The sequence below is a fragment of the Citrobacter sp. KTE151 genome (assembly GCF_000398845.1).
In the GTDB taxonomy this organism is placed as follows: Bacteria; Pseudomonadota; Gammaproteobacteria; order Enterobacterales; family Enterobacteriaceae; genus Citrobacter; species Citrobacter braakii.
Genome location: NZ_KB976064.1, coordinates 819,689 through 842,538, shown reverse-complemented (window position 1 = coordinate 842,538; position 22,850 = coordinate 819,689). Strand labels below are relative to the sequence as shown.

Annotated in this window: 23 protein-coding genes and 1 riboswitch; of the genes, 15 read left to right on the top strand and 8 right to left on the bottom strand. The window is 51.2% G+C overall.

Annotated elements, in window-relative coordinates:
* Window positions 1–7: 7 nt before the first annotated feature.
* From WC7_RS10655 to WC7_RS10665, 3 genes are read left to right on the top strand one after another with little or no spacing between them, the layout of a single operon-like run.
* The gene (locus WC7_RS10655) at window positions 8–1,174 is read left to right on the top strand and encodes an ABC transporter permease (RefSeq protein WP_016153695.1); all 1,167 of its coding nucleotides are present in this window, start codon (window positions 8–10) and stop codon (window positions 1,172–1,174) included.
* Window positions 1,167–2,114 carry an ABC transporter ATP-binding protein gene (locus WC7_RS10660; RefSeq protein WP_016153694.1) on the top strand — a complete coding sequence of 316 codons (948 nt, stop codon included), beginning with the start codon at window positions 1,167–1,169 and terminating at the stop codon, window positions 2,112–2,114. The genes WC7_RS10655 and WC7_RS10660 overlap by 8 nt, the downstream gene beginning before the upstream one ends.
* On the top strand, window positions 2,098–2,829 hold the full coding sequence (locus WC7_RS10665) for an ABC transporter permease (RefSeq protein ID WP_016153693.1): 732 nt from the start codon (window positions 2,098–2,100) through the stop codon (window positions 2,827–2,829). Before WC7_RS10660 ends, WC7_RS10665 begins: the two co-directional genes overlap by 17 nt.
* Here WC7_RS10665 and WC7_RS25680 read toward each other — a convergent pair.
* Both WC7_RS25680 and mlrA read right to left on the bottom strand, forming a co-directional pair.
* Window positions 2,810–2,917: a protein YohO gene (locus WC7_RS25680; RefSeq protein ID WP_003027354.1), complete on the bottom strand. Its 108-nt coding sequence runs from the start codon at window positions 2,915–2,917 to the stop codon at window positions 2,810–2,812. The two genes, WC7_RS10665 and WC7_RS25680, sit on opposite strands and share 20 nt — an antisense overlap.
* Window positions 2,918–2,991: 74 nt before the next feature.
* Window positions 2,992–3,723: an HTH-type transcriptional regulator MlrA gene (gene mlrA, locus WC7_RS10670; RefSeq protein ID WP_016153692.1), complete on the bottom strand. Its 732-nt coding sequence runs from the start codon at window positions 3,721–3,723 to the stop codon at window positions 2,992–2,994.
* Window positions 3,724–3,948: 225 nt separating this feature from the next.
* Here mlrA and WC7_RS10675 point away from each other — a divergent pair, with 225 nt between their 5' ends.
* From WC7_RS10675 to WC7_RS10685, 3 genes are read left to right on the top strand one after another with little or no spacing between them, the layout of a single operon-like run.
* On the top strand, window positions 3,949–5,634 hold the full coding sequence (locus tag WC7_RS10675; RefSeq protein ID WP_016153691.1) for a sensor histidine kinase: 1,686 nt from the start codon (window positions 3,949–3,951) through the stop codon (window positions 5,632–5,634).
* Window positions 5,631–6,350, top strand: a complete 720-nt coding sequence (gene btsR / locus WC7_RS10680) for a two-component system response regulator BtsR (RefSeq protein WP_016153690.1) — start codon at window positions 5,631–5,633, stop codon at window positions 6,348–6,350. Before WC7_RS10675 ends, btsR begins: the two co-directional genes overlap by 4 nt.
* 46 nt (window positions 6,351–6,396) lie before the next feature.
* On the top strand, window positions 6,397–6,867 hold the full coding sequence (locus WC7_RS10685) for a YehS family protein (protein WP_016153689.1): 471 nt from the start codon (window positions 6,397–6,399) through the stop codon (window positions 6,865–6,867).
* Between the two features lie 42 nt (window positions 6,868–6,909).
* Here WC7_RS10685 and WC7_RS10690 read toward each other — a convergent pair whose 3' ends face one another.
* Together WC7_RS10690 and metG are read right to left on the bottom strand one after the other, a co-directional pair.
* Window positions 6,910–7,368, bottom strand: a complete 459-nt coding sequence (locus WC7_RS10690; RefSeq protein WP_016153688.1) for a YehR family lipoprotein — start codon at window positions 7,366–7,368, stop codon at window positions 6,910–6,912.
* Window positions 7,369–7,579: 211 nt separating this feature from the next.
* Window positions 7,580–9,613, bottom strand: coding sequence for a methionine--tRNA ligase (metG, locus tag WC7_RS10695; protein WP_016153687.1), 2,034 nt, complete (start codon window positions 9,611–9,613; stop codon window positions 7,580–7,582).
* A 164-nt stretch (window positions 9,614–9,777) separates the two neighbouring features.
* On the opposite strand from metG, the gene apbC reads away from it, so the two are divergent.
* The 6 genes from apbC to WC7_RS10725 all read left to right on the top strand — a co-directional run bounded on the left by apbC (window position 9,778) and on the right by WC7_RS10725 (window position 16,484).
* Window positions 9,778–10,887 (top strand): iron-sulfur cluster carrier protein ApbC, encoded by a 1,110-nt coding sequence (gene apbC / locus WC7_RS10700; protein ID WP_016153686.1) that lies wholly within the window; start codon window positions 9,778–9,780, stop codon window positions 10,885–10,887.
* A 264-nt stretch (window positions 10,888–11,151) separates the two neighbouring features.
* Window positions 11,152–11,433, top strand: a complete 282-nt coding sequence (locus WC7_RS10705; protein WP_016153685.1) for a DUF2574 family protein — start codon at window positions 11,152–11,154, stop codon at window positions 11,431–11,433.
* Between the two features lie 272 nt (window positions 11,434–11,705).
* Entirely contained in the window at window positions 11,706–12,245 is a 540-nt protein-coding gene (gene yehD / locus WC7_RS10710; protein WP_016153684.1) for a fimbrial protein YehD, read from the top strand.
* A 63-nt stretch (window positions 12,246–12,308) separates the two neighbouring features.
* Window positions 12,309–12,989, top strand: a complete 681-nt coding sequence (locus tag WC7_RS10715; RefSeq protein WP_016153683.1) for a fimbrial assembly chaperone — start codon at window positions 12,309–12,311, stop codon at window positions 12,987–12,989.
* Between the two features lie 13 nt (window positions 12,990–13,002).
* Window positions 13,003–15,489, top strand: coding sequence for a fimbrial biogenesis outer membrane usher protein (locus tag WC7_RS10720; protein ID WP_016153682.1), 2,487 nt, complete (start codon window positions 13,003–13,005; stop codon window positions 15,487–15,489).
* Between the two features lie 11 nt (window positions 15,490–15,500).
* Complete coding sequence (locus tag WC7_RS10725; protein ID WP_016153681.1) at window positions 15,501–16,484, top strand: fimbrial protein; 984 nt, start codon at window positions 15,501–15,503, stop codon at window positions 16,482–16,484.
* 53 nt (window positions 16,485–16,537) lie between these two features.
* Here the strand turns inward: WC7_RS10725 and WC7_RS10730 are convergent, their stop codons facing one another.
* On the bottom strand, window positions 16,538–16,870 hold the full coding sequence (locus tag WC7_RS10730; RefSeq protein ID WP_019077205.1) for an RcnB family protein: 333 nt from the start codon (window positions 16,868–16,870) through the stop codon (window positions 16,538–16,540).
* A gap of 221 nt (window positions 16,871–17,091) precedes the next feature.
* A riboswitch (TPP riboswitch) is annotated at window positions 17,092–17,188 on the top strand.
* A gap of 31 nt (window positions 17,189–17,219) precedes the next feature.
* Here WC7_RS10730 and thiM point away from each other — a divergent pair.
* The 3 genes from thiM to WC7_RS10745 are packed head-to-tail and all read left to right on the top strand — an operon-like array spanning window position 17,220 to window position 19,593.
* Window positions 17,220–18,008: a hydroxyethylthiazole kinase gene (gene thiM, locus WC7_RS10735; protein ID WP_016153679.1), complete on the top strand. Its 789-nt coding sequence runs from the start codon at window positions 17,220–17,222 to the stop codon at window positions 18,006–18,008.
* A complete protein-coding gene (thiD, locus tag WC7_RS10740; RefSeq protein ID WP_016153678.1) occupies window positions 18,005–18,805 on the top strand; it encodes a bifunctional hydroxymethylpyrimidine kinase/phosphomethylpyrimidine kinase in 801 nt (266 codons plus the stop codon). The genes thiM and thiD overlap by 4 nt, the downstream gene beginning before the upstream one ends.
* Window positions 18,806–18,846: 41 nt before the next feature.
* Window positions 18,847–19,593, top strand: coding sequence for a GntR family transcriptional regulator (locus WC7_RS10745; RefSeq protein WP_016153677.1), 747 nt, complete (start codon window positions 18,847–18,849; stop codon window positions 19,591–19,593).
* Here WC7_RS10745 and WC7_RS10750 read toward each other — a convergent pair.
* Genes WC7_RS10750 through WC7_RS10760 form a run of 3 tightly spaced genes read right to left on the bottom strand, consistent with a single transcriptional unit; the run spans window position 19,567 to window position 22,807 of the window.
* Window positions 19,567–20,532 carry a PfkB family carbohydrate kinase gene (locus WC7_RS10750; RefSeq protein ID WP_016153676.1) on the bottom strand — a complete coding sequence of 322 codons (966 nt, stop codon included), beginning with the start codon at window positions 20,530–20,532 and terminating at the stop codon, window positions 19,567–19,569. The two genes, WC7_RS10745 and WC7_RS10750, sit on opposite strands and share 27 nt — an antisense overlap.
* Window positions 20,529–21,533: an ADP-ribosylglycohydrolase family protein gene (locus WC7_RS10755; protein ID WP_016153675.1), complete on the bottom strand. Its 1,005-nt coding sequence runs from the start codon at window positions 21,531–21,533 to the stop codon at window positions 20,529–20,531. The genes WC7_RS10750 and WC7_RS10755 overlap by 4 nt, the downstream gene beginning before the upstream one ends.
* Complete coding sequence (locus tag WC7_RS10760) at window positions 21,530–22,807, bottom strand: nucleoside permease (protein WP_016153674.1); 1,278 nt, start codon at window positions 22,805–22,807, stop codon at window positions 21,530–21,532. The genes WC7_RS10755 and WC7_RS10760 overlap by 4 nt, the downstream gene beginning before the upstream one ends.
* Window positions 22,808–22,850: the final 43 nt, after the last annotated feature.

Genomic DNA, 22,850 nt, shown 5'->3' with positions numbered 1-22,850 from the left:
GCAGCAGGTGGGTGTTTTGTCGAATATTTCAGTAAATCGGGTGCTGTTGCTGCTGGTGTTTCTTACCATCGCGGCGGCAGCGCTTCCTTTCATCAGCTATGCTCCCAATCGCCTGGTTTCCGGTGAAGGGCGTCAACTCTGGGATATCCAACCCGACATGGCATGGGGATTAGCGGCGGCCTGTGTGCTGCTGTTTCTTCTGTGCTTTGTACCGGGAAAATCCGGCAATATATTGACGCTTATCGTTAGCCAACTGTTGGTGATTGCGGCGCTGGTCATCGCCGGCACAACGGCAACGTATCTGGCTCAGACGGGTAGCCCGCTGGCCAGAACCAGCCTGGGCAGCGGGTTCTGGTTAGGGCTGGGATTGATGCTGCTGGCAGCCAGTGACGCCATTCGTCGCATCACCGAACGGGCGTCGTGGCGTTGGTTATTGCACGCACAAATATTCATTTTGCCGCTGGTGTTACTGCTCTCCGGTACGTTTAACGATCTTTCTCTGCTTAAAGAATATGCCAATCGCCAGGATGTCTTTAACGACGCTCTGGCGCAGCATCTGACGATTCTGTTCGCTACCGTGGTGCCCGCGCTGCTCATTGGCGTGCCGCTGGGTGTCTGGTGTACTTTTTCTGTCTCCCGTCAGGGGCCGGTATTCGCGGTACTGAACATCATCCAGACTATTCCCTCCGTCGCGCTGTTTGGCCTGTTAATTGCGCCGCTTGCCGGACTGGTGAAGCACTTTCCCTTGCTGGGTTCGCTTGGCGTAGCGGGAACCGGTCTGACGCCTGCGCTTATTGCGTTGGTGCTGTATGCGCTCTTACCGCTTGTTCGCGGCGTTGTGGCTGGATTGAATCAGGTTCCACGCGATGTACTTGAAAGCGCCCGGGCGATGGGGATGAGCGCGCGTCAGCGGTTTATCTCGGTGCAGTTTCCACTGGCGCTGCCGGTCTTCTTGCGCAGTTTGCGAGTGGTGATGGTCCAGACGGTGGGAATGGCGGTGATAGCCGCGCTGATTGGTGCAGGGGGATTTGGCGCGCTGGTCTTTCAGGGACTGCTCAGTAGCGCCGTTGATTTAGTGCTGTTGGGCGTGATCCCGGTCGTTGTGCTGGCTGTGTTGATTGATGCGCTGTTTGATTTAGGGATCGCGCTGCTAAAGGTATCGAATAATGATTGAATTTCGCCATGTCAGTAAAACCTATGGCCAGCAAAAAGCCGTCGATGACCTGAACCTCCAGTTAGGAGAGGGCAGCTTTTCGGTATTAATTGGCACGTCAGGTTCGGGCAAGTCTACCACGCTAAAGATGATCAACCGGCTGGTTGAACATGACAGCGGGCAGATCCGTTTCGCCGGGGAGGAGATCCGCAGCCTGCCGGTGCTGGAGTTACGACGGCGCATGGGGTACGCGATTCAGTCTATTGGTTTGTTTCCCCACTGGACCGTCGCGCAGAATATTGCCACCGTACCGCAGCTGCAAAAGTGGTCACGTTCACGTATTGATGACCGAACAGATGAACTAATGGCGCTGCTGGGCCTCGAGGCGAGTTTGCGTCACCGTTATCCGCATCAGCTCTCCGGTGGACAACAGCAGCGGGTTGGGGTTGCGCGTGCGTTGGCGGCAGATCCGCAGGTGCTACTGATGGATGAGCCTTTTGGCGCGCTGGACCCGGTCACCCGCGGCGCGCTGCAGCAGGAGATGACGCGTATCCACCGTTTGTTGGGACGTACCATTGTGCTGGTGACGCATGATATCGACGAGGCGCTGAGACTGGCGGAGCATCTGATTTTGATGGATGCGGGAAAAGTTGTGAAGCAAGGCACGCCGTTGTCGATGCTCACTGCGCCAGCGAATGATTTCGTGCAAACTTTTTTTGGCCGCAGTGAACTGGGCGTAAGGCTGTTGTCGCTGCGTACGGTAGGGGATTTTATCCGTCGCGGTGAACACTCAGACGGCGAGCCGCTGGTGGATGAGATGACGCTACGTGATGCATTGTCGGTGTTCGTGGCGCGTGGCTGCGATGTTTTGCCGGTCGTGACGCCGCAGGGGTTGCCCTGCGGGACGCTTCATTTTCGCGATTTGCTTTCGGAGACGCCGACCCGTGAAACGTCTTGCTGATCCATTGCTATGGCTTGTTGCGCTGTTTCTGATCCTGTTGGTTGGGTTGCCTCACAGTCAGGCCCTGTTTAGTTCGCTATTTCCGGCGCTGCCGCGTCCCGTGTATCAGCAGGAAAGTTTTACGGCGCTGGCGTTGAGTCATTTTGCGTTGGTTGGGATTTCAAGCCTTATTGCCGTCATCATTGGCACTGGAGCGGGAATAGCGGTAACCCGGCCCTGGGGCGCGGAATTCAGGCCGATGGTGGAAACGATTGCCGCCGTGGGGCAGACATTTCCTCCGGTCGCCGTGCTGGCGATCGCCGTACCGGTGATGGGGTTTGGGCTTGAACCCGCGATTATCGCACTGATTTTGTATGGCGTGTTACCAATCTTGCAGGCAACTCTGGCGGGACTCGGCGGAATTTCTTCCAGCGTGATGGATATTGCCACCGGAATGGGCATGAGTCAGGGCCAGCGGCTGCGTAAAGTGGAGTTGCCGCTGGCGGCACCGGTTATTCTGGCGGGAATTCGCACGTCGGTGATTATTAATATCGGCACCGCTACGATAGCGTCAACCGTCGGGGCGAACACGTTGGGCACGCCGATTATCATCGGCCTGAGCGGGTTCAATACCGCCTATGTGATTCAGGGGGCGCTGCTGGTCGCGCTGGCTGCGGTGATCGTTGACCGCGGGTTTGAGCGATTAGCGAGCCACCTTACCCGGCACGTAAAATGAATGTGTAGCCTGCCAGCATGACGCCGCCGATACCGCCGATGGCCATCAGCAGGAAGAGGGTAATGACACCGATTTTAGCTGCGCTCATTATGCACTCCTTATGTGAATCTAAGGATTGTACACGTTTGTTAACAGAATATTAAGAGCCGATCCTGGTTGGCTTTAAATACCGAGCGGATAAATATCGTGACCTAACGCGCGCCATTCGTTCAGTTGTTGCTGCTGAGCAGGCGTTTGGCTTTCGCCGCACCAGACCAGTAAGGTTCGCCCTTCAAACAGTTCCGGTCGCAATTGGTTTAGCGAGTGGGCGAGGACGTCAACGCGCCATCCCTGCTGGCTGGCTACCCAACCCTCCAGCCATAAGCGAGTGGTATCATGAATGTTCCAGCCGACAACCAGGGCATCTTTACCCTGTTTCTTGCGCGCCGAGGCCAGACAAATCGCGATGTAGTTGATGAGGACACCGTCGAGTATCCCCAGTAACGCCTGCAGGATCGGCTGCTGACATTGCAGGCGGCGGCGTAACGGAATGAACAAATGGGTGTTAAGCGTTTGTGCGGGATAATCCTGACCGCGCTCTTTGATCCACATCCTGAGGCTATGCAGATTATTACTTTGCAAATAGCTCAACAGCGTCTCTTGCTGTTCGCGCCAGCCGTTATGCACATCAATGTTCTCATTACTGAGCAACATTTTTACCTTACTGACCTGAACGCCGTTATTTATCCAGCGTTTTATCTCACGGATCCGGTCGATATCCGCGTCGTTAAACAGGCGATGCCCGCCGTCTGTTCGCTGCGGTTTCAGTAATCCGTAACGCCTCTGCCACGCGCGTAAAGTGACAGGGTTGATATCACAAAGCAAAGCCACTTCACCTATTGTGTAAAGCGCCATCGTCGTCTCACTTATGCTCGCGAGGTCCCAGTTTTACTTTAGACGCTCTTTTGCGAACCAGGTAGTTTTGTCTGTTTTTTGATCAACAAATGGGTGAATTTGTAGTCATGCTCGCGCTTTCGAGTGATCGTTCTCACAAATTCCTTTTTTTTTGCAACACTTCAAAGAAAGTTACGCGCAGCCCATGTATGTTACGCGCTTTTAAGTGATGTGTGGTTGGCAGGTATGTACGAGTTTAATCTGGTGTTGCTGCTGCTTCAGCAGATGTGTGTGTTTCTCGTTATCGCGTGGCTCATGAGCAAAACGCGTTTGTTTATCCCGCTGATGCAGGTCACGATCCGGCTCCCGCACAAGCTGCTTTGCTACGTTACCTTTTCCATTTTCTGTATTTTGGGCACCTATTTCGGGCTGCACATTGATGATTCTATTGCTAATACCCGTGCTATCGGCGCGGTGATGGGTGGGCTGCTTGGCGGCCCAGTGGTCGGCGGTTTGGTCGGTCTAACCGGTGGCTTACATCGTTATTCAATGGGCGGAATGACGGCGCTCAGTTGCATGATTTCGACCATTGTCGAAGGTTTGCTCGGCGGGCTGGTGCACAGCGTGCTCACCCGTCGTGGCCGTACCGATAAAGTCTTTAGTCCACTGACCGCGGGTGCCATTACTTTTGTCGCCGAACTGGTGCAGATGCTGATCATCTTGTTAATCGCCCGGCCGTTTGACGATGCGTTTCGGCTGGTCAGTAATATCGCCGCGCCGATGATGGTGACGAATACCGTGGGCGCAGCCTTATTTATGCGTATTTTGCTCGATAAACGGGCGATGTTTGAAAAATATACCTCTGCTTTTTCCGCCACTGCGCTCAAAGTTGCCGCCTCAACGGAGGGTATTTTGCGCCAGGGGTTTAACGAGGTTAACAGCATGAAGGTCGCTCAGGTGCTGTATGAAGAGCTGGATATCGGTGCTGTGGCAATTACCGACCGCGAGAAGCTGCTGGCATTTACCGGCATTGGTGACGATCACCATCTACCCGGAAAACCTATTTCGTCGTCGTACACCCAACGGGCGATAGAAACCGGAGAGGTGGTGTATGCCGATGGGAATGAAGTCCCTTACCGCTGCTCTTTGCACCCGCAATGCAAATTAGGCTCGACGCTGGTGATCCCTTTGCGGGGGGAAAACCAGCGGGTGATGGGGACCATCAAACTGTATGAAGCCAAAAACCGCCTCTTTAGCTCGATCAACCGCACGCTGGGGGAAGGGATCGCCCAACTGCTTTCGGCGCAGATTCTGGCCGGGCAGTATGAGCGGCAAAAAGCGATGCTCACGCAGTCGGAAATCAAACTCCTGCATGCACAGGTGAACCCCCATTTTTTGTTTAATGCGCTCAACACCATCAAAGCCGTGATCCGACGCGATAGCGAGCAGGCCAGCCAACTGGTGCAGTACCTGTCGACGTTCTTTCGCAAAAACTTAAAACGTCCGTCGGAGATTGTGACGCTGGCTGATGAAATTGAGCACGTTAATGCCTATCTGCAAATTGAAAAGGCGCGATTTCAGTCGCGCCTGCAGGTGACTTTGACGGTGCCAGATGCGCTTTCGTATCAGCAATTACCTGCCTTTACCCTACAACCGATTGTGGAGAATGCCATTAAACACGGTACCTCTCAGCTACTGGATACCGGCGAAGTGTCGATTACCGCCCGCCGCGAAGGGCAGTATCTGATGCTGGATATTGAAGATAACGCCGGGTTGTATCAGCCAACGTCTGAGGCCAGCGGATTGGGTATGAATCTGGTTGATAAACGACTGCGCGAGCGGTTTGGCGACGATTTTGGCATCAGCGTAGCGTGTGAACCTGACCGCTTTACCCGAATCACTTTACGACTTCCTCTGGAGGAACTGGCATGATCAAAGTGCTGATTGTCGATGACGAACCGTTAGCGCGGGAGAATCTGCGGATCCTGTTGCAGGCGCAAAGCGACATCGAGATCGTCGGCGAATGTTCGAATGCGGTGGAAGCCATCGGCGCGGTACATAAACTGCGTCCGGATGTCCTGTTCCTTGATATTCAGATGCCGCGTATCAGCGGTCTGGAAATGGTTGGCATGCTTGATCCTGAGCATCGTCCGTATATTGTTTTCCTTACTGCGTTTGATGAATATGCGGTGAAAGCTTTTGAAGAACACGCGTTTGATTATCTTCTCAAACCGATTGAAGAGGCGCGACTGGAAAAAACGCTGAGCCGTTTGCGTCAGGAGCGCACGAAGCAGGATGTATCGCTACTGCCGGAGAATCAGCAGGCGCTGAAGTTTATTCCGTGCAGCGGCCACAGCCGAATCTATCTGCTGCAAATGGATGACGTGGCGTTTATCAGCAGCCGCATGAGCGGCGTGTATGTGACCAGCAGCGATGGTAAAGAAGGTTTCACCGAACTGACGCTCAGAACGCTGGAAAGCCGTACACCTTTGCTGCGCTGCCATCGGCAGTATCTGGTGAATATGGCGCAATTGCGGGAGATCCGTCTGGAAGAAAACGGTCAGGCCGAACTGATTTTACGCAACGGGCTGACAGTTCCGGTAAGTCGCCGTTATCTTAAAAGTCTAAAAGAGGCGATTGGACTGTAAAACTGATACACTGCGCGCCATTGCATCACCGACAGTTGAAGGCTCTATGCTAAGTAACGATATTCTTCGTAGCCTGCGCTACACCCTGAAAGCGAACAATAACGACATGGTGCGTATTCTTGCGCTTGCTGACATGGAATCCACCTCCGCAGGTTTTGATACCTGGATGACAAAAGAAGATGAAGCCGGGTTTATTCGCTGCCCGGATATCATTCTCTCCGGATTTTTAAACGGTCTGATTTATCATCTGCGTGGAAAAGACGATTCTGCGCCGGAACTGGCGCTTGAGCGTCGTGTTAACAACAATACGGTGCTGAAAAAGCTGCGTATCGCCTTTTCGCTGAAAACCGATGATATTTTGGCCATTATGACCGAGCAGAAGTTTCGTGTGTCGATGCCGGAAATAACCGCCATGATGCGCGCGCCGGATCATAAGAACTATCGCGAATGCGGCGATCAGTTTTTGCGTTATTTCCTGCGGGGTTTGACGTCGCGAGTGCACAAAACGAAAGCGTAAAACGACGCTGGCGACCACGATGAATATCGGGTCGCCAGGATGTTATTTCACTTCTTTAAAACCCGCCGATTCCATTACCGTTTGCATTTGCTTCATGCTGATATTTTTATCGGCTTTCTCAGAAAGCTTCATCCCGGAAATTGCCTGTAACGCTTTTATATCGACTTTTTCCATATCGATAGTGACATTTTCCTGCGCGTAGGTCTCTGTATAGGTGAGCTTTTCTTCTACGCCTGCAATATTTTGATATTTGGCGCTTAACGCGTCGAATACTTTTGCGGCTTCCTCTTTATTGCTGGCGCCGACAGACGCATAGCTGATTTTACTTTCGGAGCTTTGTTTCAGAACTTTGTCACCTTTATAGGTGTAAGAGACGGTGATATCCGAACCGTTAAGATTGGCATTGAATGTTTTCGTCTCTTCTTTATCACCACAACCCGCCAGAGAAAAAACCACAACCGATGCCACGGCGAGAGAAACTAATTTTTGTAACGCTGTCATGTAAAACTCCATTTTATGAATATCGAAAGCTAAATAATAATTCTAATGAATATTATGGGGCCGGGCGGCCTTAATAGCAGAGCAGTATAGAATAAATTTAATAGCGATGGCTAAGCAGTCCGAAAATGGAGTGGGGGAGTGTGTTTAAGATTAAAGGTAAATCCTTCAGCAAAAAAAAAGCGCTGCAGTTGCAGCGCTCGAGATGTCTGATTTATTTCACCTGTTGGCCAGGTTTTGCGCCTTCGTCCGGGCTTAACAGGAAGATATCTTTCCCGCCAGGACCTGCCGCCATGACCATCCCTTCAGAAATGCCGAAGCGCATCTTACGAGGAGCCAGGTTAGCAACCATAATGGTCTGACGTCCAACCAGGGTCTGCGGATCCGGATAGGCAGAACGAATACCTGAGAAGACGTTACGCTTCTCGCCGCCGAGATCCAGCGTCAGACGCAGCAGTTTGTCAGAACCTTCCACAAACTCGGCGTTTTCAATCAATGCCACGCGCAGGTCAACTTTGGCGAAATCGTCAAAGGTAATGGTTTCCTGAATTGGGTCATCCGCCAGCGGGCCGGTTACCGGTGCGGCAGCGGCCTTCACTTCTTCTTTCGACGCTTCCACCAGCGCTTCAACTTGTTTCATGTCGATGCGATTGTAGAGCGCCTTAAAGGTGTTGACCTTGTGACCGAGCAGCGGTTGATTAATGGCATCCCAGCTCAGCTCGCTGTTCAGGAAAGCTTCTACACGTTCAGCAAGCGTTGGCAGAACCGGTTTCAGGTAAGTCATCAGGACGCGGAACAGGTTGATACCCATGGAGCAGATCGCCTGCAGGTCGGCATCGCGGCCTTCCTGTTTAGCAACGACCCACGGAGCCTGTTCGTCAACGTAGCGGTTTGCCACATCGGCCAGCGCCATGATTTCACGGATAGCTTTACCAAATTCACGGCTTTCCCATGCTTCGCCAATCACCGCAGCAGCGTCAGTGAAGGTTTTATACAACGCCGGGTCGGCCAGTTCAGCCGCCAGTACGCCGTCAAAACGCTTGCTGATAAAGCCTGCGTTACGTGATGCCAGGTTGACTACTTTGTTGACGATATCGGCGTTTACACGCTGAACGAAGTCTTCCAGGTTCAGGTCGATATCATCAATGCGTGAAGAAAGCTTCGCCGTGTAGTAGTAGCGCAGGCTGTCGGCGTCAAAGTGCTTCAGCCAGGTGCTGGCCTTAATGAAGGTACCGCGAGATTTGGACATCTTCGCACCGTTTACCGTCACATAACCGTGTACGAACAGGTTGGTCGGCTTACGGAAGTTGCTGCCTTCCAGCATCGCCGGCCAGAACAGGCTATGGAAGTAGACGATGTCTTTACCGATGAAGTGATACAGCTCTGCGTCGGAATCTTTCTTCCAATACTCATCAAAACTGGTCGTGTCGCCGCGCTTATCGCACAGGTTTTTGAACGAACCCATATAGCCAATTGGTGCATCAAGCCAGACATAGAAGTACTTGCCTGGCGCATCCGGGATTTCAAAACCAAAGTATGGGGCATCGCGGGAAATATCCCACTGCTGCAGGCCGGATTCGAACCATTCCTGCATTTTGTTGGCGACCTGCTCCTGCAACGCGCCGCTGCGTGTCCAGGCCTGCAGCATCTCGCTGAATGATGGCAGGTCAAAGAAGAAGTGTTCAGAGTCGCGCATTACCGGCGTCGCGCCAGAAACGACGGATTTCGGCTCGATAAGTTCGGTCGGGCTGTAGGTTGCGCCGCAAACTTCACAGTTATCGCCATACTGATCCGGAGATTTACATTTCGGGCAGGTGCCTTTAACGAAACGGTCCGGCAGGAACATGCCTTTTTCCGGATCGTAAAGCTGGGAGATAGTACGGTTCTTAATAAAACCGTTCTCCTTCAGGCGCGTGTAAATCAGCTCAGACAGCTCACGGTTCTCTTCGCTGTGCGTAGAGTGGTAGTTGTCATAGCTGATGTCAAAACCCGCAAAATCAGTCTGATGCTCCTGACTCATTTCACCGATCATCTGCTCTGGCGTGATCCCAAGCTGCTGTGCTTTCAGCATGATTGGCGTACCGTGTGCGTCGTCCGCGCAGATGAAGTTAACCTGGTGGCCGCGCATTCGCTGGTAACGGACCCAGACATCAGCCTGGATGTGCTCCAGCATATGGCCGAGGTGGATAGAGCCGTTGGCGTACGGCAGCGCGCACGTTACCAGAATTTTCTTCGCGACTTGAGTCATAGTGGGCAATTACTTCTTTTGTAGTGAAAAGGGCTTTGATAGTACCAAAATGGTAATTACTGCGCCAAGCGATAAGGGCATTTATCCGTAAATGAATAATTGTTGCGGTTGGAGTAAACTACCTGGTGACTATTGTATTTTCAGAACAACAAAAAGGAGTCGGGATGAACGCACAATCCCAGGCCAAATCACCAGAGACCCTGCGCGCGATGGTTGCCGGGACGCTGGCGAATTTTCAGCATTCAACCCTGAAGCATAATCTGACGACGCTTAAAGCGTTGCACCACGTCGCCTGGATGGATGACACGTTGCACGTTGAGCTGGTCATGCCGTTTGTCTGGCAGAGCGCGTTTGAGGACTTAAAAGAGCAATGTAGCGCCGATCTGCTGCGTATTACTGGTGCGAAAGCGATCGACTGGAAACTGTCGCATAACATTGCGACGCTGAAACGCGTGAAAAACCAGCCGGGCATTAATGGTGTAAAAAACATCATCGCCGTCAGTTCGGGAAAAGGTGGTGTGGGTAAATCCTCAACTGCCGTGAACCTGGCGCTGGCGCTGGCTGCAGAAGGGGCGAAGGTAGGGATACTGGACGCCGATATTTATGGCCCGTCAATCCCGACGATGCTCGGTGCGGAGAACCAACGTCCAACCTCACCAGACGGTACCCACATGGCGCCGATCATGTCTCACGGCCTGGCGACAAACTCTATTGGTTATCTGGTTACTGACGATAATGCGATGGTGTGGCGTGGCCCGATGGCCAGCAAAGCCCTGCTGCAGATGCTGCAAGAAACCTTATGGCCGGATCTTGATTACCTGGTACTGGATATGCCGCCAGGTACGGGTGATATCCAGTTGACGCTGGCGCAAAACATTCCGGTCACGGGTGCGGTTGTGGTGACCACTCCGCAGGACATCGCGCTGATCGATGCGAAAAAAGGCATCGTGATGTTCGAAAAAGTCGAAGTGCCAGTGCTGGGTATTGTTGAGAATATGAGTATGCATATTTGCAGCAACTGCGGTCATCACGAGCCAATCTTCGGCACCGGTGGCGCGCAGAAACTGGCTGAGCAGTATCACACCCAACTGCTGGGACAGATGCCGCTGCATATTTCTCTGCGTGAAGACCTGGATCGTGGTACGCCGACGGTCATCAGCCGTCCTGACAGCGAATTTACCGCCATTTACCGTGACCTGGCAGGACGTGTCGCTGCCCAGCTCTACTGGCAAGGGGAAGTGATCCCGGGTGAAATTGCTTTCCGCGCGGTGTAATTAATAGCGTTAAAAAGATTCACCGTATCAATAATGCATTGATGCGGTGAATATATTGGTTGAAAAATCTCACTCAATTATTTATCCGGACTGTATAATTCATGTCTTTTTCTGAATAAACACCCTCAATGCATCATTTAAATTGATCAAATTGGTCGAATTAATCTACAATCTCAATTAGTCTTAGCGAGGCAGTTAATCCATAATCTACTGGAAAGACGGCTTGTGTGCTGTTTCCCAACCGATACAGGAATAATGAACGTAATGAAAAAAAATTTATTCTTGGGAGTTATTACTTTGGCTTATGGAATGAGCGCTTCTGCTTTCGCCACAGATACTGCCACCCTGAATATCAATGGTCGGGTAACTGAACCCACCTGTAGCGCTGATGTTGTAAATAACGAAGTGCAGCAACGCTGTGGCAATGCCATTTCCTTTTCAAACGTCAGAGCGGGAGTTTCCAATCCAACAAAAGGTGCGGTAACTGAAATTGTTACTATCACCGGTGACGCTACGCGACAAATTGTGATGACGCGTTACGATTAAACGTCTTTTATCAGTCATGTATTATTATTGTGAATGATGCGTGGCTGAACATTTCTCTGAAGAATTCCATTCCGACAGTTAATCTCGTAAATTTATTAATTTAAAAGAATAAAAAAATCGACTGATTTGTTTCTATTATATTGCGCTTTGCAATTTGTTTTAAATCAATAAAACAACGCATTTACATTGCGGTAACGTTTCTGGTGTGCGAATTTAATTTCACGGGTTAAGTCCTCTTAACCAATAGAAGTTAATTCATTAAGGAATATACGATGAAACGTTCAATTATTTCCGCTGCTGTTCTGTCCGCTGTAGTTATGAGCGCTGGGGCTTTTGCTGCTGATTCTGATCAGGGTGAACTGATTATTACTGGTAAGGTAGTAGGGACCACCTGTAAATTTACAGGGGATACCACTGCGACCATTGGTATGAACCAAATTGGTGCTGACAGATTAAATGCCTTAAGTGCTGGTGGTGTTTATGAAGGATACTCAAATAAAACCACCGTGCCATTGACTGTTGAATGTACAGGAAGTAAAGCGCCAAAAATTACTTTCTCCAGTTCCCAATTTGACAGCAAAAATAAATATATTACACGAAATACCGCAGCAAATAATGGCGCTGGCTTCACCGTTTACTATGGTGATGATTTTACTAAACAGGTTAACCCCGATACAGGTATTGAGTTAACTAAAACTGCGGACAATAAATATACTCTGAACTTTAGCGCACGCTACGCGAAAATTGGTTCTGCCGATGTCTCCGCTGGTGATGTGGCCTCTTCGCTGACGATGACTGTTGTTACTGATTAAGATGACTATCCTGTTTGTCGGCGGCTCCGGCCGCCGATTATTTCCGCAGTAAGGATAATTATAATGAAAAAAATACTCGTGTTTTTACTGGCCGGTACAGTAATGCCTGCGTGGGGCGGCATATACATTTACGGCACCCGTGTCATTTATCCGGCACAGAAACAAGAAATCACCGTGCAGTTAATGAATGAAGGCAGTCGCAGCTCGCTGGTTCAATCCTGGATAGATGACGGAGATACCAGTCTGCCACCCGAAAAAATCCACGTGCCATTTGTAATGAGCCCTCCGGTGGCAAAGGTCAGCGGAGGCTCTGGTCAACAACTGAAAATTAAGCAATTGGCAAATACGCTACCGGAAGATCGTGAAAGTCTTTTTTTTCTGAATGTGTTAGATATTCCTCCTAATTCTGCGGAATCAGAAGGTAAGAACATGATTAAATTTGCTATGCAGAATCGCATCAAATTTATATATCGCCCGCAGGGTATCGCCGGTGTAGATGAAAAAAGCTTTTCTCGCTTAAGCGTCAGAGATGTCAGCGGTGGCATTAATATCAAAAATAATTCTGCCAACTGGATTACTATTCCTGAACTAGTGGGTAATTCAAAAATAAACAGCGAGACAGTGTTACTTGCTCCGTGGTCAGATAAAAAGGTCGTCACCACTGCTGTCGTTAATCATTACAAGGTTACTCTTATTGATGATCACGGAAACTACTTAAGTGAAAAAATAAAAACGGAAAGATAGTCAAGGATTGATTATGTCAACGATAAATTCTATTACACTGTCAATCCTGTCGGTTTTGGCTGCTTCATCCGTATGGGCTGAAGAAGACACGTTTGATACCCACTTTATGATCGGCGGTTTGAATGGTGAGAAAATCTCTCGCTATCAAATTGATGGCGATAAGCCAATGCCCGGTATATATGAAATGGATGTTTATCTTAATAATAAGTGGCGTGGTCGGTACGATATTGATATTAAAGACGATCCCGAACTGACATGTCTGTCCTGGGCACAATTGCAGCAAATTGGTATTCGCACCGGGAACATTAAAACGGATAAACAAGAAGGCTGCGTGCCGCTGCGTGCAGCAGTGCAGGGCGGCAGTGTTAGTTATGACATTGGGGAGTTTATTCTAAATTTAAGCGTACCTCAGGCGTATGTGATTGAATATGAACCAGGATATATGCCGCCTGAAACCTGGGATCGCGGGGTAAACGCTTTTTATACCTCTTATTACGCCAGCCAGTATTACAGTAATTATAAACACGGTGGTGATGATAAAAGCAGCTATGTGAACCTGAATAGCGGGTTGAACCTGCTGGGGTGGCAGTTGCATTCAAGTGACAACTATACGAAAGGTAACGAGGGCAACGGCAAATGGAAGAGCAACACGTTATATGTGGAACGTGGTGTGCCGTCGATTCTTGGTACATTGCGCGCCGGTGACATGTATACCGGGGCAGATATTTTTGATGCCGTACGTTTTCGTGGTGTGCGTATCTGGCGCGATATGCAAATGTTACCAAACTCAAAACAGAATTTTACCCCTGTAGTTCGTGGGATTGCCCAGAGCAACGCCCTGGTAACCATCGAACAAAATGGTTTTGTTATTTACCAGAAAGAAGTACCACCAGGCCCATTTGCTATTGATGATCTACAACTCGCTGGCGGTGGTTCGGATTTAGATGTCAGTGTGAAAGAGGCTAACGGTTCGATATCTCATTATCTGGTGCCTTTTTCATCTGTGCCAAATATGCTGCAGTCGGGCGTATCGAAATATGATTTCGCTGCAGGGCGAAGCCATATTGAAGGGGCTGGCAATCAGTATGATTTCCTGCAAGGGAGTTATCAGTATGGTCTGAACAATCTGCTAACGGTCTATGGCGGTACAATGCTGTCGCAAAACTATTCTTCATTTGTGCTTGGGACTGGCTGGAATACCCCCATTGGCGCAGTATCGGTAGACGCCACGCGATCGCATAGCGAGCAGGATAATGGTGATGTTTTTGATGGTCAGAGCTATCAGGTTGCATGGAACAAATATGTCACGCAGACCGGTACGCAGTTTGCACTTGCAGCTTATCGTTATTCCTCGCGGGATTATCGTACCTTTAATGACTACGTGTGGGCGAATAATAAAAATAACTATAATCGCGATAAAAACGATGTTTATGACATTGCGGACTACTATCAAAACGACTTTGGCCGCAAGAACAGTTTTTCACTGAATATAAATCAAGCGTTACCCGAAAACTGGGGATCCCTGGCGGTCAGTGGCCTGTGGCGCGACTATTGGCAACGCAGTGGAAACGGCAAAGATTATCAGCTTAGCTACTCTAACGCCTGGCAGCGAGTTAGCTATACCGTTGCCGTGAGCCAAACGTACGATGAGGATAACCACGAGGATAAGCGTTTTAACCTGTATATCTCCATCCCGTTCTCGTGGGGGGACGGTATTTCCACTCCTCGACGCGATCTGTTCGTCTCTAATTCCACGACGTTTGATAATGACGGCTTTCAGTCGAATAACACCAGCTTAAGCGGGGTGACGGGTCATCGCGATCAATTCAGCTATGGTGCCAACCTCAGTCAGCAACGACAGGGGAACGAGACAACGGTGGGCGTTAGCATGGTCTGGCGCGCGCCAGTGGCGACTGTAGGCAGTAGTTACAGCCAATCGAATAAGTATCAACAGGCCAGCGGCAATATTCAGGGGGGGATCGTGGTGTGGTCTGAGGGCGTGGCTTTGACTCCCCGGCTTTCAGATACATTCGCCATTGTTAAAGCGCCTGGGTTACAGGGGGCGGCTGTGCAAGGGCATCGTTACCTAACGACCAACAGTAAAGGTTACGCGGTTTACGACAGTCTGACGCCGTACCGTGAAAATATGCTGATGCTGGATCTTTCCGACACTAATAGCGATGTGGCATTACTGGGCAATCGAAAAGGTACAGTACCCTATCGCGGTGCGGTCGTGATGACGGAGTTTGAAACCGATCGGCGCAAACCCTGGTACTTTCTTGCCGAGCGTCCGGACGGCTCTCCGTTATCTTTCGGTTATGAAGTGGAAGATGATATCGGTAATAATGTGGGTCTGGTGGGGCAGGGTAGTCGGTTATTTATTCGCACCAACGACATTCCCGCGTCGGTACGTGTTGCAGTTAATAAACAGCAGGGACAGTTCTGTACAATTACCTTCGATAGGGTGATTGATGAGAATAAAGTCTATATTTGCCGATAAGGATGCAAGATATGAAAGGATACGTATTTTTGATATTTTTGCTGCTGTCATCCTTTGGTGCTGATGCCGGGTGTACATTTCAGACAAAAAATGGCGGGTTAACGACAATTAATCTGGATATGGCATCTGGAACAGCAACAAATCAAATTAATCTCAGTTCCAGTGGCAACATAGTGTGTACAGCTAACAGTGATAGCTTATATTATACAACACCGCTCAAGGATTACATTGTTGCAATTCAGGGGAGCAGCGGCAAGAAGGTTTTAATTAATATCAATCTGACCAGCAATGATTTTCCAGTAAGTATTGGTAAGAAAATGGTTAGTGCCGGCGAAGTACTGGATACCAAAAGTTTCACCATCTCAGCAAGATATGTAAATTCAGGGACTATTAAGCAGACAGTATCCGGTGATGCGTTTAGTCTGAGCGACCCGGCAGTAAGTATTACCTCTGATAATTCTTGTACTTCAAACTGGTTAGCTTATCTTTATTGCTGGGTTACCGGACGTTTATCGAGTAACTCAGCTTTTACACAGTATTTAAGCTTTACAGTAACGCATAAACCCACCACGTGTCAGTTTTCATTACCCCGCTACGAAATTAAAATGCCAGATACCACATTAAATGAGATGCTCACGGTTAATAATACCAAATCGGGTTCCACAAATCTGGTATTGAATTGCGAAAGTATATATAACGTTACCACCAATCCCGTCACTTTTAAAGTGGTGCGTGGTGACTGGGATGAAAGCGGGAAAATACTAAAAAACACGATAGCGAATGGCGCCAAAGGGGTGGGGTTCCAGATATATAATGGCACCGCGACTTCTCCCCTAAAACAGGGGGATAATCTGATGAACAGAATGACCAAACTGGAAGCAATCAGTAATCAGTACACTTTCCCTATTGCTGCGAAATATGTTCGCGTGACAGGGGAATCATTACTGCCTGGTGAAGTACAAAGTAAAGTGATATTTGCAGTATCTTATGACTAATTGATTTGCGGGTATTTCACGTACTTTCTTGCTGAAAGTACGTGTTTTTTCTATTAACGATGATAAAAAATCTCGCCGTCGTAGGCTTTAATGATCTTACCGTCAGCATCATTGATTAGGACGTACGCACCACCCATGTAGGTCCAGTGGGTACCGGCGGTAGGGGCTGGCAGGTTGCGTTGGTTCCATTGCTTAATCGCATATTCGTCAGTACGGTACAGCGGTGGGACCGTGTCACCAGGTTTAAAATGGGTAAAGTCGGCGATGAAACCGCTCAACTCATACTTATCAATTCCGGTGGGAGCAGCTGTTGCGGCCGGCGCGGCCCAGACGACGCTGCTTGCAAGCAGGAGTGCACCCAGCAACATTTTATTCTTCATACCCATCCTCTTTACCTGTTCGGGTCATCAACATCAGTCGTGTATCATTCCTGGCTTATAGGGCATCTGACAAGAACTTTTTTGTGTTCACGCCAGTCATTTCGTAAAAAGTGTAAATGAATGTACAGAATAGCTGCAACCTTACCCCGTAATTTCGTGGAGGGCCATGGTGCTGCGCTAATTTACATCATCAAGCGTAGGCAGTATTCTGTTACCGAAACTTGTGTTTCAACGACTCGGGGTGCCCTTCCTGGTGAAGGCTGAGAAATACCCGTACCACCTGATCTGGATAATGCCAGCGTAGGGAAGTCTGACACTGCTCGTGTCCCTTCTTCGCGCGGGCAGGAGCTGAACCATGCAGCCTGACCTGCACAGCCGCACACTCGCGGCTCACACCTTACACCAATTTAGAACGCTTTCCCCTCTCACACACTGCATGACCAACGAGGTCGTGCAAAGCTTTACGGCCAATACACTGCTGGCGCTGGGCGCATCACCTGCAATGGTAATCGAGCCCGAGGAAGCCAGTCAGTTCGCGTCTATTGCCAGTGCATTACTGGTTAACGTCGGCACCTTAACCCGGGAACGGGCTACGGCGATGCGCGCCGCAGTTGAGCGGGCACAACTTGCTAAAACCCCGTGGACGCTCGATCCCGTTGCCGTGGGGGCGCTGGAGTTTCGTCGTCGCTTCTGTCTGGATTTGTTGGCGCTACAGCCTGCAGCTATCCGCGGCAACGCTTCGGAAATACTGGCTCTGGCGGGTATGAACGGCGGGGGACGCGGCGTGGATACGACCGATACAGCAGCCGCTGCGCTTCCCGCAGCGCAGGCACTGGCTCGTCAGGTTAGGACCATTGTCGTGGTTACCGGCGAAATTGACTATGTCACCGATGGTCAGCGTACCGTCTGCGTGAACGGGGGTGACCCGTTGATGACGCGCGTGGTGGGCACCGGATGCGCGCTGTCGGCGGTCGTTGCGGCCAGTTGCGCCCTGCACGGTGAGCGGCTTGATAACGTCGCCTCCGCCTGTAGCTGGATGAAACAGGCCGGACAAATAGCCACTCAACAATCAACCGGACCGGGCAGTTTTGTCCCGGCATTTATCGACGCCCTCTATAACCTGAACGCGCAGGAGCAACTATGAAACGGATTAACGCATTAACGATTGCCGGAACCGATCCAAGCGGTGGTGCGGGTATTCAGGCCGATTTAAAAACGTTCTCGGCGCTTGGCGCTTACGGCTGCTCGGTTATCACGGCGTTGGTGGCGCAAAATACGCGCGGGGTGCAGTCGGTGTATCGCATTGAACCTGACTTTGTCGCCGCACAACTGGATTCGGTGTTCAGTGATGTGCGTATCGACACCACTAAAATCGGTATGCTGGCGGAAACGGATATTGTTGAAGCGGTCGCCGAACGTTTGCGTCGCCATCGGGTGCAAAATGTCGTGCTGGATACCGTGATGCTGGCGAAAAGCGGCGATCCGTTGCTGTCTCCTTCGGCGGTTGAAACGCTGCGTACCCATTTGCTACCGCAGGTTTCGATTATCACCCCAAATTTACCCGAAGCTGCGGCGCTGCTCGGGGCTCCCCATGCGCAGACTGAGCAGGAGATGTTAGAGCAGGGAAGGGCGCTGCGGGCGCTGGGTTGTGAGGCGGTGTTGATGAAAGGCGGTCATCTGGAGGATGCGCAAAGCCCCGACTGGCTCTTTACCCGTGATGGCGAGCAGCGTTTTACCGCGCCAAGGGTGATGACCAAAAATACCCACGGTACTGGCTGTACGCTATCGGCGGCACTGGCGGCGCTGCGTCCGCGCCATAACAACTGGGCACAGACAGTGCAGGAAGCTAAGTTGTGGCTTTCAGCGGCATTGGCGCAGGCCGACACCCTGGAAGTTGGTGAGGGAATTGGTCCGGTGCATCATTTCCACGCGTGGTGGTAATGAGTATACTGGCTGCAGAAACGGCTGCAGGAAAAAGATAAATGGAACAAGCGCATACCCAGCTTATCGCGCAACTGAATGAACGTATTTCCGCGGCAGATAACACGCCGCTGTATATGAAATTTGCGCAAACGGTGAAAAACGCTGTGCGCAGCGGGATTCTGGAGCATGGAAACATCCTGCCCGGCGAGCGAGATCTCAGCCAGTTGACCGGCGTTTCGCGAATTACGGTTCGTAAGGCGATGCAGGCCCTGGAAGAAGAAGGCGTCGTGACGCGCGCCCGCGGTTACGGGACGCAGATCAACAACATCTTCGAGTATTCGCTAAAAGAAGCGCGTGGTTTTTCACAGCAGGTGGTGTTGCGCGGTAAAAAACCAGATACGCTGTGGGTGAACAAGCGGATTGTGCCTTGCCCGGAAGAGGTAGCGCAGCAACTGGCTGTTGCCACGGGGAGTGACGTCTTCTTGCTCAAGCGCATTCGCTACGTAGATGAAGATGCGGTTTCTATTGAAGAGTCATGGGTTCCTGCCCATCTAATTCATGACGTGGATGCCATCGGCGTTTCACTGTATGACTATTTTCGCAGCCAGCATATTTTCCCGCAGCGCACCCGCTCACGTGTCAGTGCCCGAATGCCTGACGCAGAGTTCCAGGCGCACATTCAAATGGACAGCAAAGTGCCGGTGCTGGTGATCAAGCAGGTAGCGCTTGACCAGCAGCAACGGCCCATTGAATACAGCATCAGCTATTGTCGAAGCGATCTATACGTGTTTGTGTGCGAGGAGTAACGCCTCGCGCGTAGGGGCGCAATCGCCCCCGCGATGCCCTACCACCCAGGACGCCACGGCGTTTCCAAGCAGTACAGCGTCAGCCAGCGACCAGCCAGACGCCAGTCCTGCCAGCATGCCGCCAGCGTGGCTGTCACCTGCGCCAATAGTATCAACGACCGCTGTCGCAAATGCCGGTACGCAACCGGAAGTTTGGGTGCTGAAATACCACGCACCGTCTTTATCGTGGCGTACCACCACCGGTGTGGCAAAACGTTGCACCCATTGTGCGCCAAAACCTTCTATATCCTGGCTTAATGCAAACCGCTCGGCGGCAATTTCCGCCTCCTGCCGATTGAGCGATACCAGTGGACGGCAGGCCATAATTCTTGCCAGTAAGGGCTCGGGAATGTCGCCGATGCGTGGGCCAAAATCGATAAACGGCGTCACGTCCTCCAGCCCTTCCAGCCAATGCACCAGCAACTCACCACACGGTGAGGCTAACTGATAGCCCGAGAGATAAACCAGGCTGTGACGTGGGATCTCCAGCTGTGCCAGCCAGTCAGCGTTCCACTGATTTTCGACGCCACTAAAGGACATAAAGGTACGTTCGCCATCCGGCTCGACCAGAGCCAGACACCAGCCGTTATCGCCTGCGGCGTTATCGATCAGGCTGTGCAGTCCCTCTTTTGCCATCCGGTTGCGGATAATATCGGCCCACACCCCCTGACCCAGCGGTAAAGCATTACTGGCGTCGATATCTAACCGCTTGAGTGCTACGGCGATATTGAGCGCGCAGCCGCCAACGTTCACCCCTTGCTGTTTGAGTTCAATGTCACATCCGCGCCAGGGAAGGGCATACGCATCGGCAATGACATCAATCACCGCCGCACCCACCACCGTAACGGGTCGCTGTGTGCGTAACTGCGGGAGAAGTTGTTGCAGACGCGTGGTGCTCATAGTGCCTCCCGCTGCTCGCGCAGTCGCATCAATCCACTGGCGTAGCGGATAAAGTCCAGCTGATTTACTGCATCGAGCTCATGTTTCAATGCCGGATTAATCGCACTTACGCCGTGGAGCGCGCCACAAATGGCAGTTGCCATCGCCCCGATGGTGTCGGTATCGCCCCCGAGGTTCGCGCACAGAATGGCGCAGCGGTTAGGATCGGTCTGCGCCAGCTCAACCATAGCGATGGCGCAAGGCACGGATTCAATGGTGCTGGTTCCGGCCCCTACAACCTGATACAACTGCTCGCAGGCAGACTCAATGCCGTCAGCGTTACGGACAATTTTCAGCGCCAGTTCAAGGCGTGCAGAGAGCGATGCGCTAAAGGTAGTGATCCTTTTTTGCTGCGCATGCCGGGCAATGGCTGGCAGCGCGTCGACAATCTCTGACCATTTTCCGCCGTCGATAGCGCGTGATACCGCCCATGCGACCACCACTGCGCCAGCGATAGCCAAATCCGATTTATGCGTCGGGCTGGAGGCTAATGCCACATCATCGATAAAGACATCGAGATCGCGCGCGGGGAGCAGGCATCCCAGCGGTGAAACGCGCATTGCCGCTCCGTTGGTAACGCCGTTATTTTCCAGTTCGGCGACAGGTTTGCCGTCGCGAATGGCTTTTAGCGCAATTTTTGAGGTCGGGCCGAGCACGTTTTTATTAAAAGCATCAAAACGTTCGGCCCAGGCCAGAATATTGCGGCCAATAACGTCGGGTACAATCTCTCCGTCGCACTCAAGCAGGGCATCAGCCAGACACAGCGCCATGGAGGTGTCATCAGTGAACTCCGCCTGGTTAAAATAGCAGGCGGCATTATTCTCCGCAGGGCCGGGTAAAAAACGGTCGATCCAACCGAAATGGGCTTTAACCCGGGTTCTTGGCCACAGTTCCGACGGCATACCCATCGCATCCCCTAACGCCTGCCCATAAAGAGCACCGAGAATACGTTCTGCTTTCATTTTACTTCCCCTTGTTTCAACGCTACATCGCGATCGTCCACCTTAATGGCGGTGATTTCTTTATCTGACTCGCGAAAGAAAATCATAAACATTACGGCAATGACGGCGATCATGACCGCGCCAAATCCCCACATGCCAGCCCAGTTAAAGGTAAGACCATTCACCGGTTCCTGATAAGCAAACATTTTTTCCATCATCACGCCGCCCAGACGATAACCGAGCAGGCTACCGAATCCCTGACAGCAGAGGGTGATAAGCCCTTGCGCCGCGGTGCGCATATGTACGGGCGCTTTTTTATCGACATAAATGTAGGCTGTGACGTAGTAGAAGTCGTAACTGACGCCGTGCAGCAGAATGCCGAGAAACAGCAGAGCGTAAGTGAAATATTCTTCCGCGCCGCCGTAAACGAAAAATCCGTAGCGGATAGCCGCAGTAATAAGACCAAGCAGCAATACCTTTTTAATGCCAAAGCGTTTGGTGAAAAACGGTAGCGCCAGCATAAAGAAGATTTCAGAGAACTGGCCCAGCGTCATCCAGCCGGTGGCGTTTTTCATCCCGACTTCTGTCAGATAACCGTTGGCGAAGATGTAATAGAACGCCAGCGGCATCGCGAACAGAAAAGAGCAAAAGAAAAATACGAGGAAGTTCTTATCCCGCAGCAGGATCAGCGCATCCAGACCCAGCATGACCTTGAAATCCATTTTGCCGGTACTTTTCGGCGGTGTATCCGGTAAAAAGAACGCAAAGACGCCTAACAGAGCGGAGCTTCCGGCAGTGATAAGCAGAGGAATATTGGTAGGGGAGATGTCACTATAGCCAAGCATTTGCGGTAAGAAACCGCAGGCCAACCCAGAGGCGATCCAGCCAATGGTCCCCATCACACGGATGCGCGGGAAATCACGCTCAACGTCACTGACGTTGGCAAAAGCGATACTGTTGGTCAGCGCAATCGTCGGCATATAGGTCAACGAATAGGCCAGTAACAGCGGGAAAAATCCGCTGAAGGTGGTTTGCTGGGCGGCGAAGTACATCAAAATAGCGCCGACGAACATCAGCACCGCCAGCACTTTTTGCGCGGAGAAAAAACGGTCAGTGACAGAACCGACCAGGATGGGCGACAGGATCGCAGCAATCGCGGTACAGGCATAGGACCAGCCGATCTCCCCGGCGCTAAAGCCACTTTTACTCAGCCACAGCCACAGCGGTACAAACCAGGCGCCCCAGATAAACCACTCTACAAACATCATGAACGACAGCTTAACTGTAGTTTTCATCTTTAAATCCTTCATGACAGGTAAGGTACGCACTGATAGTACC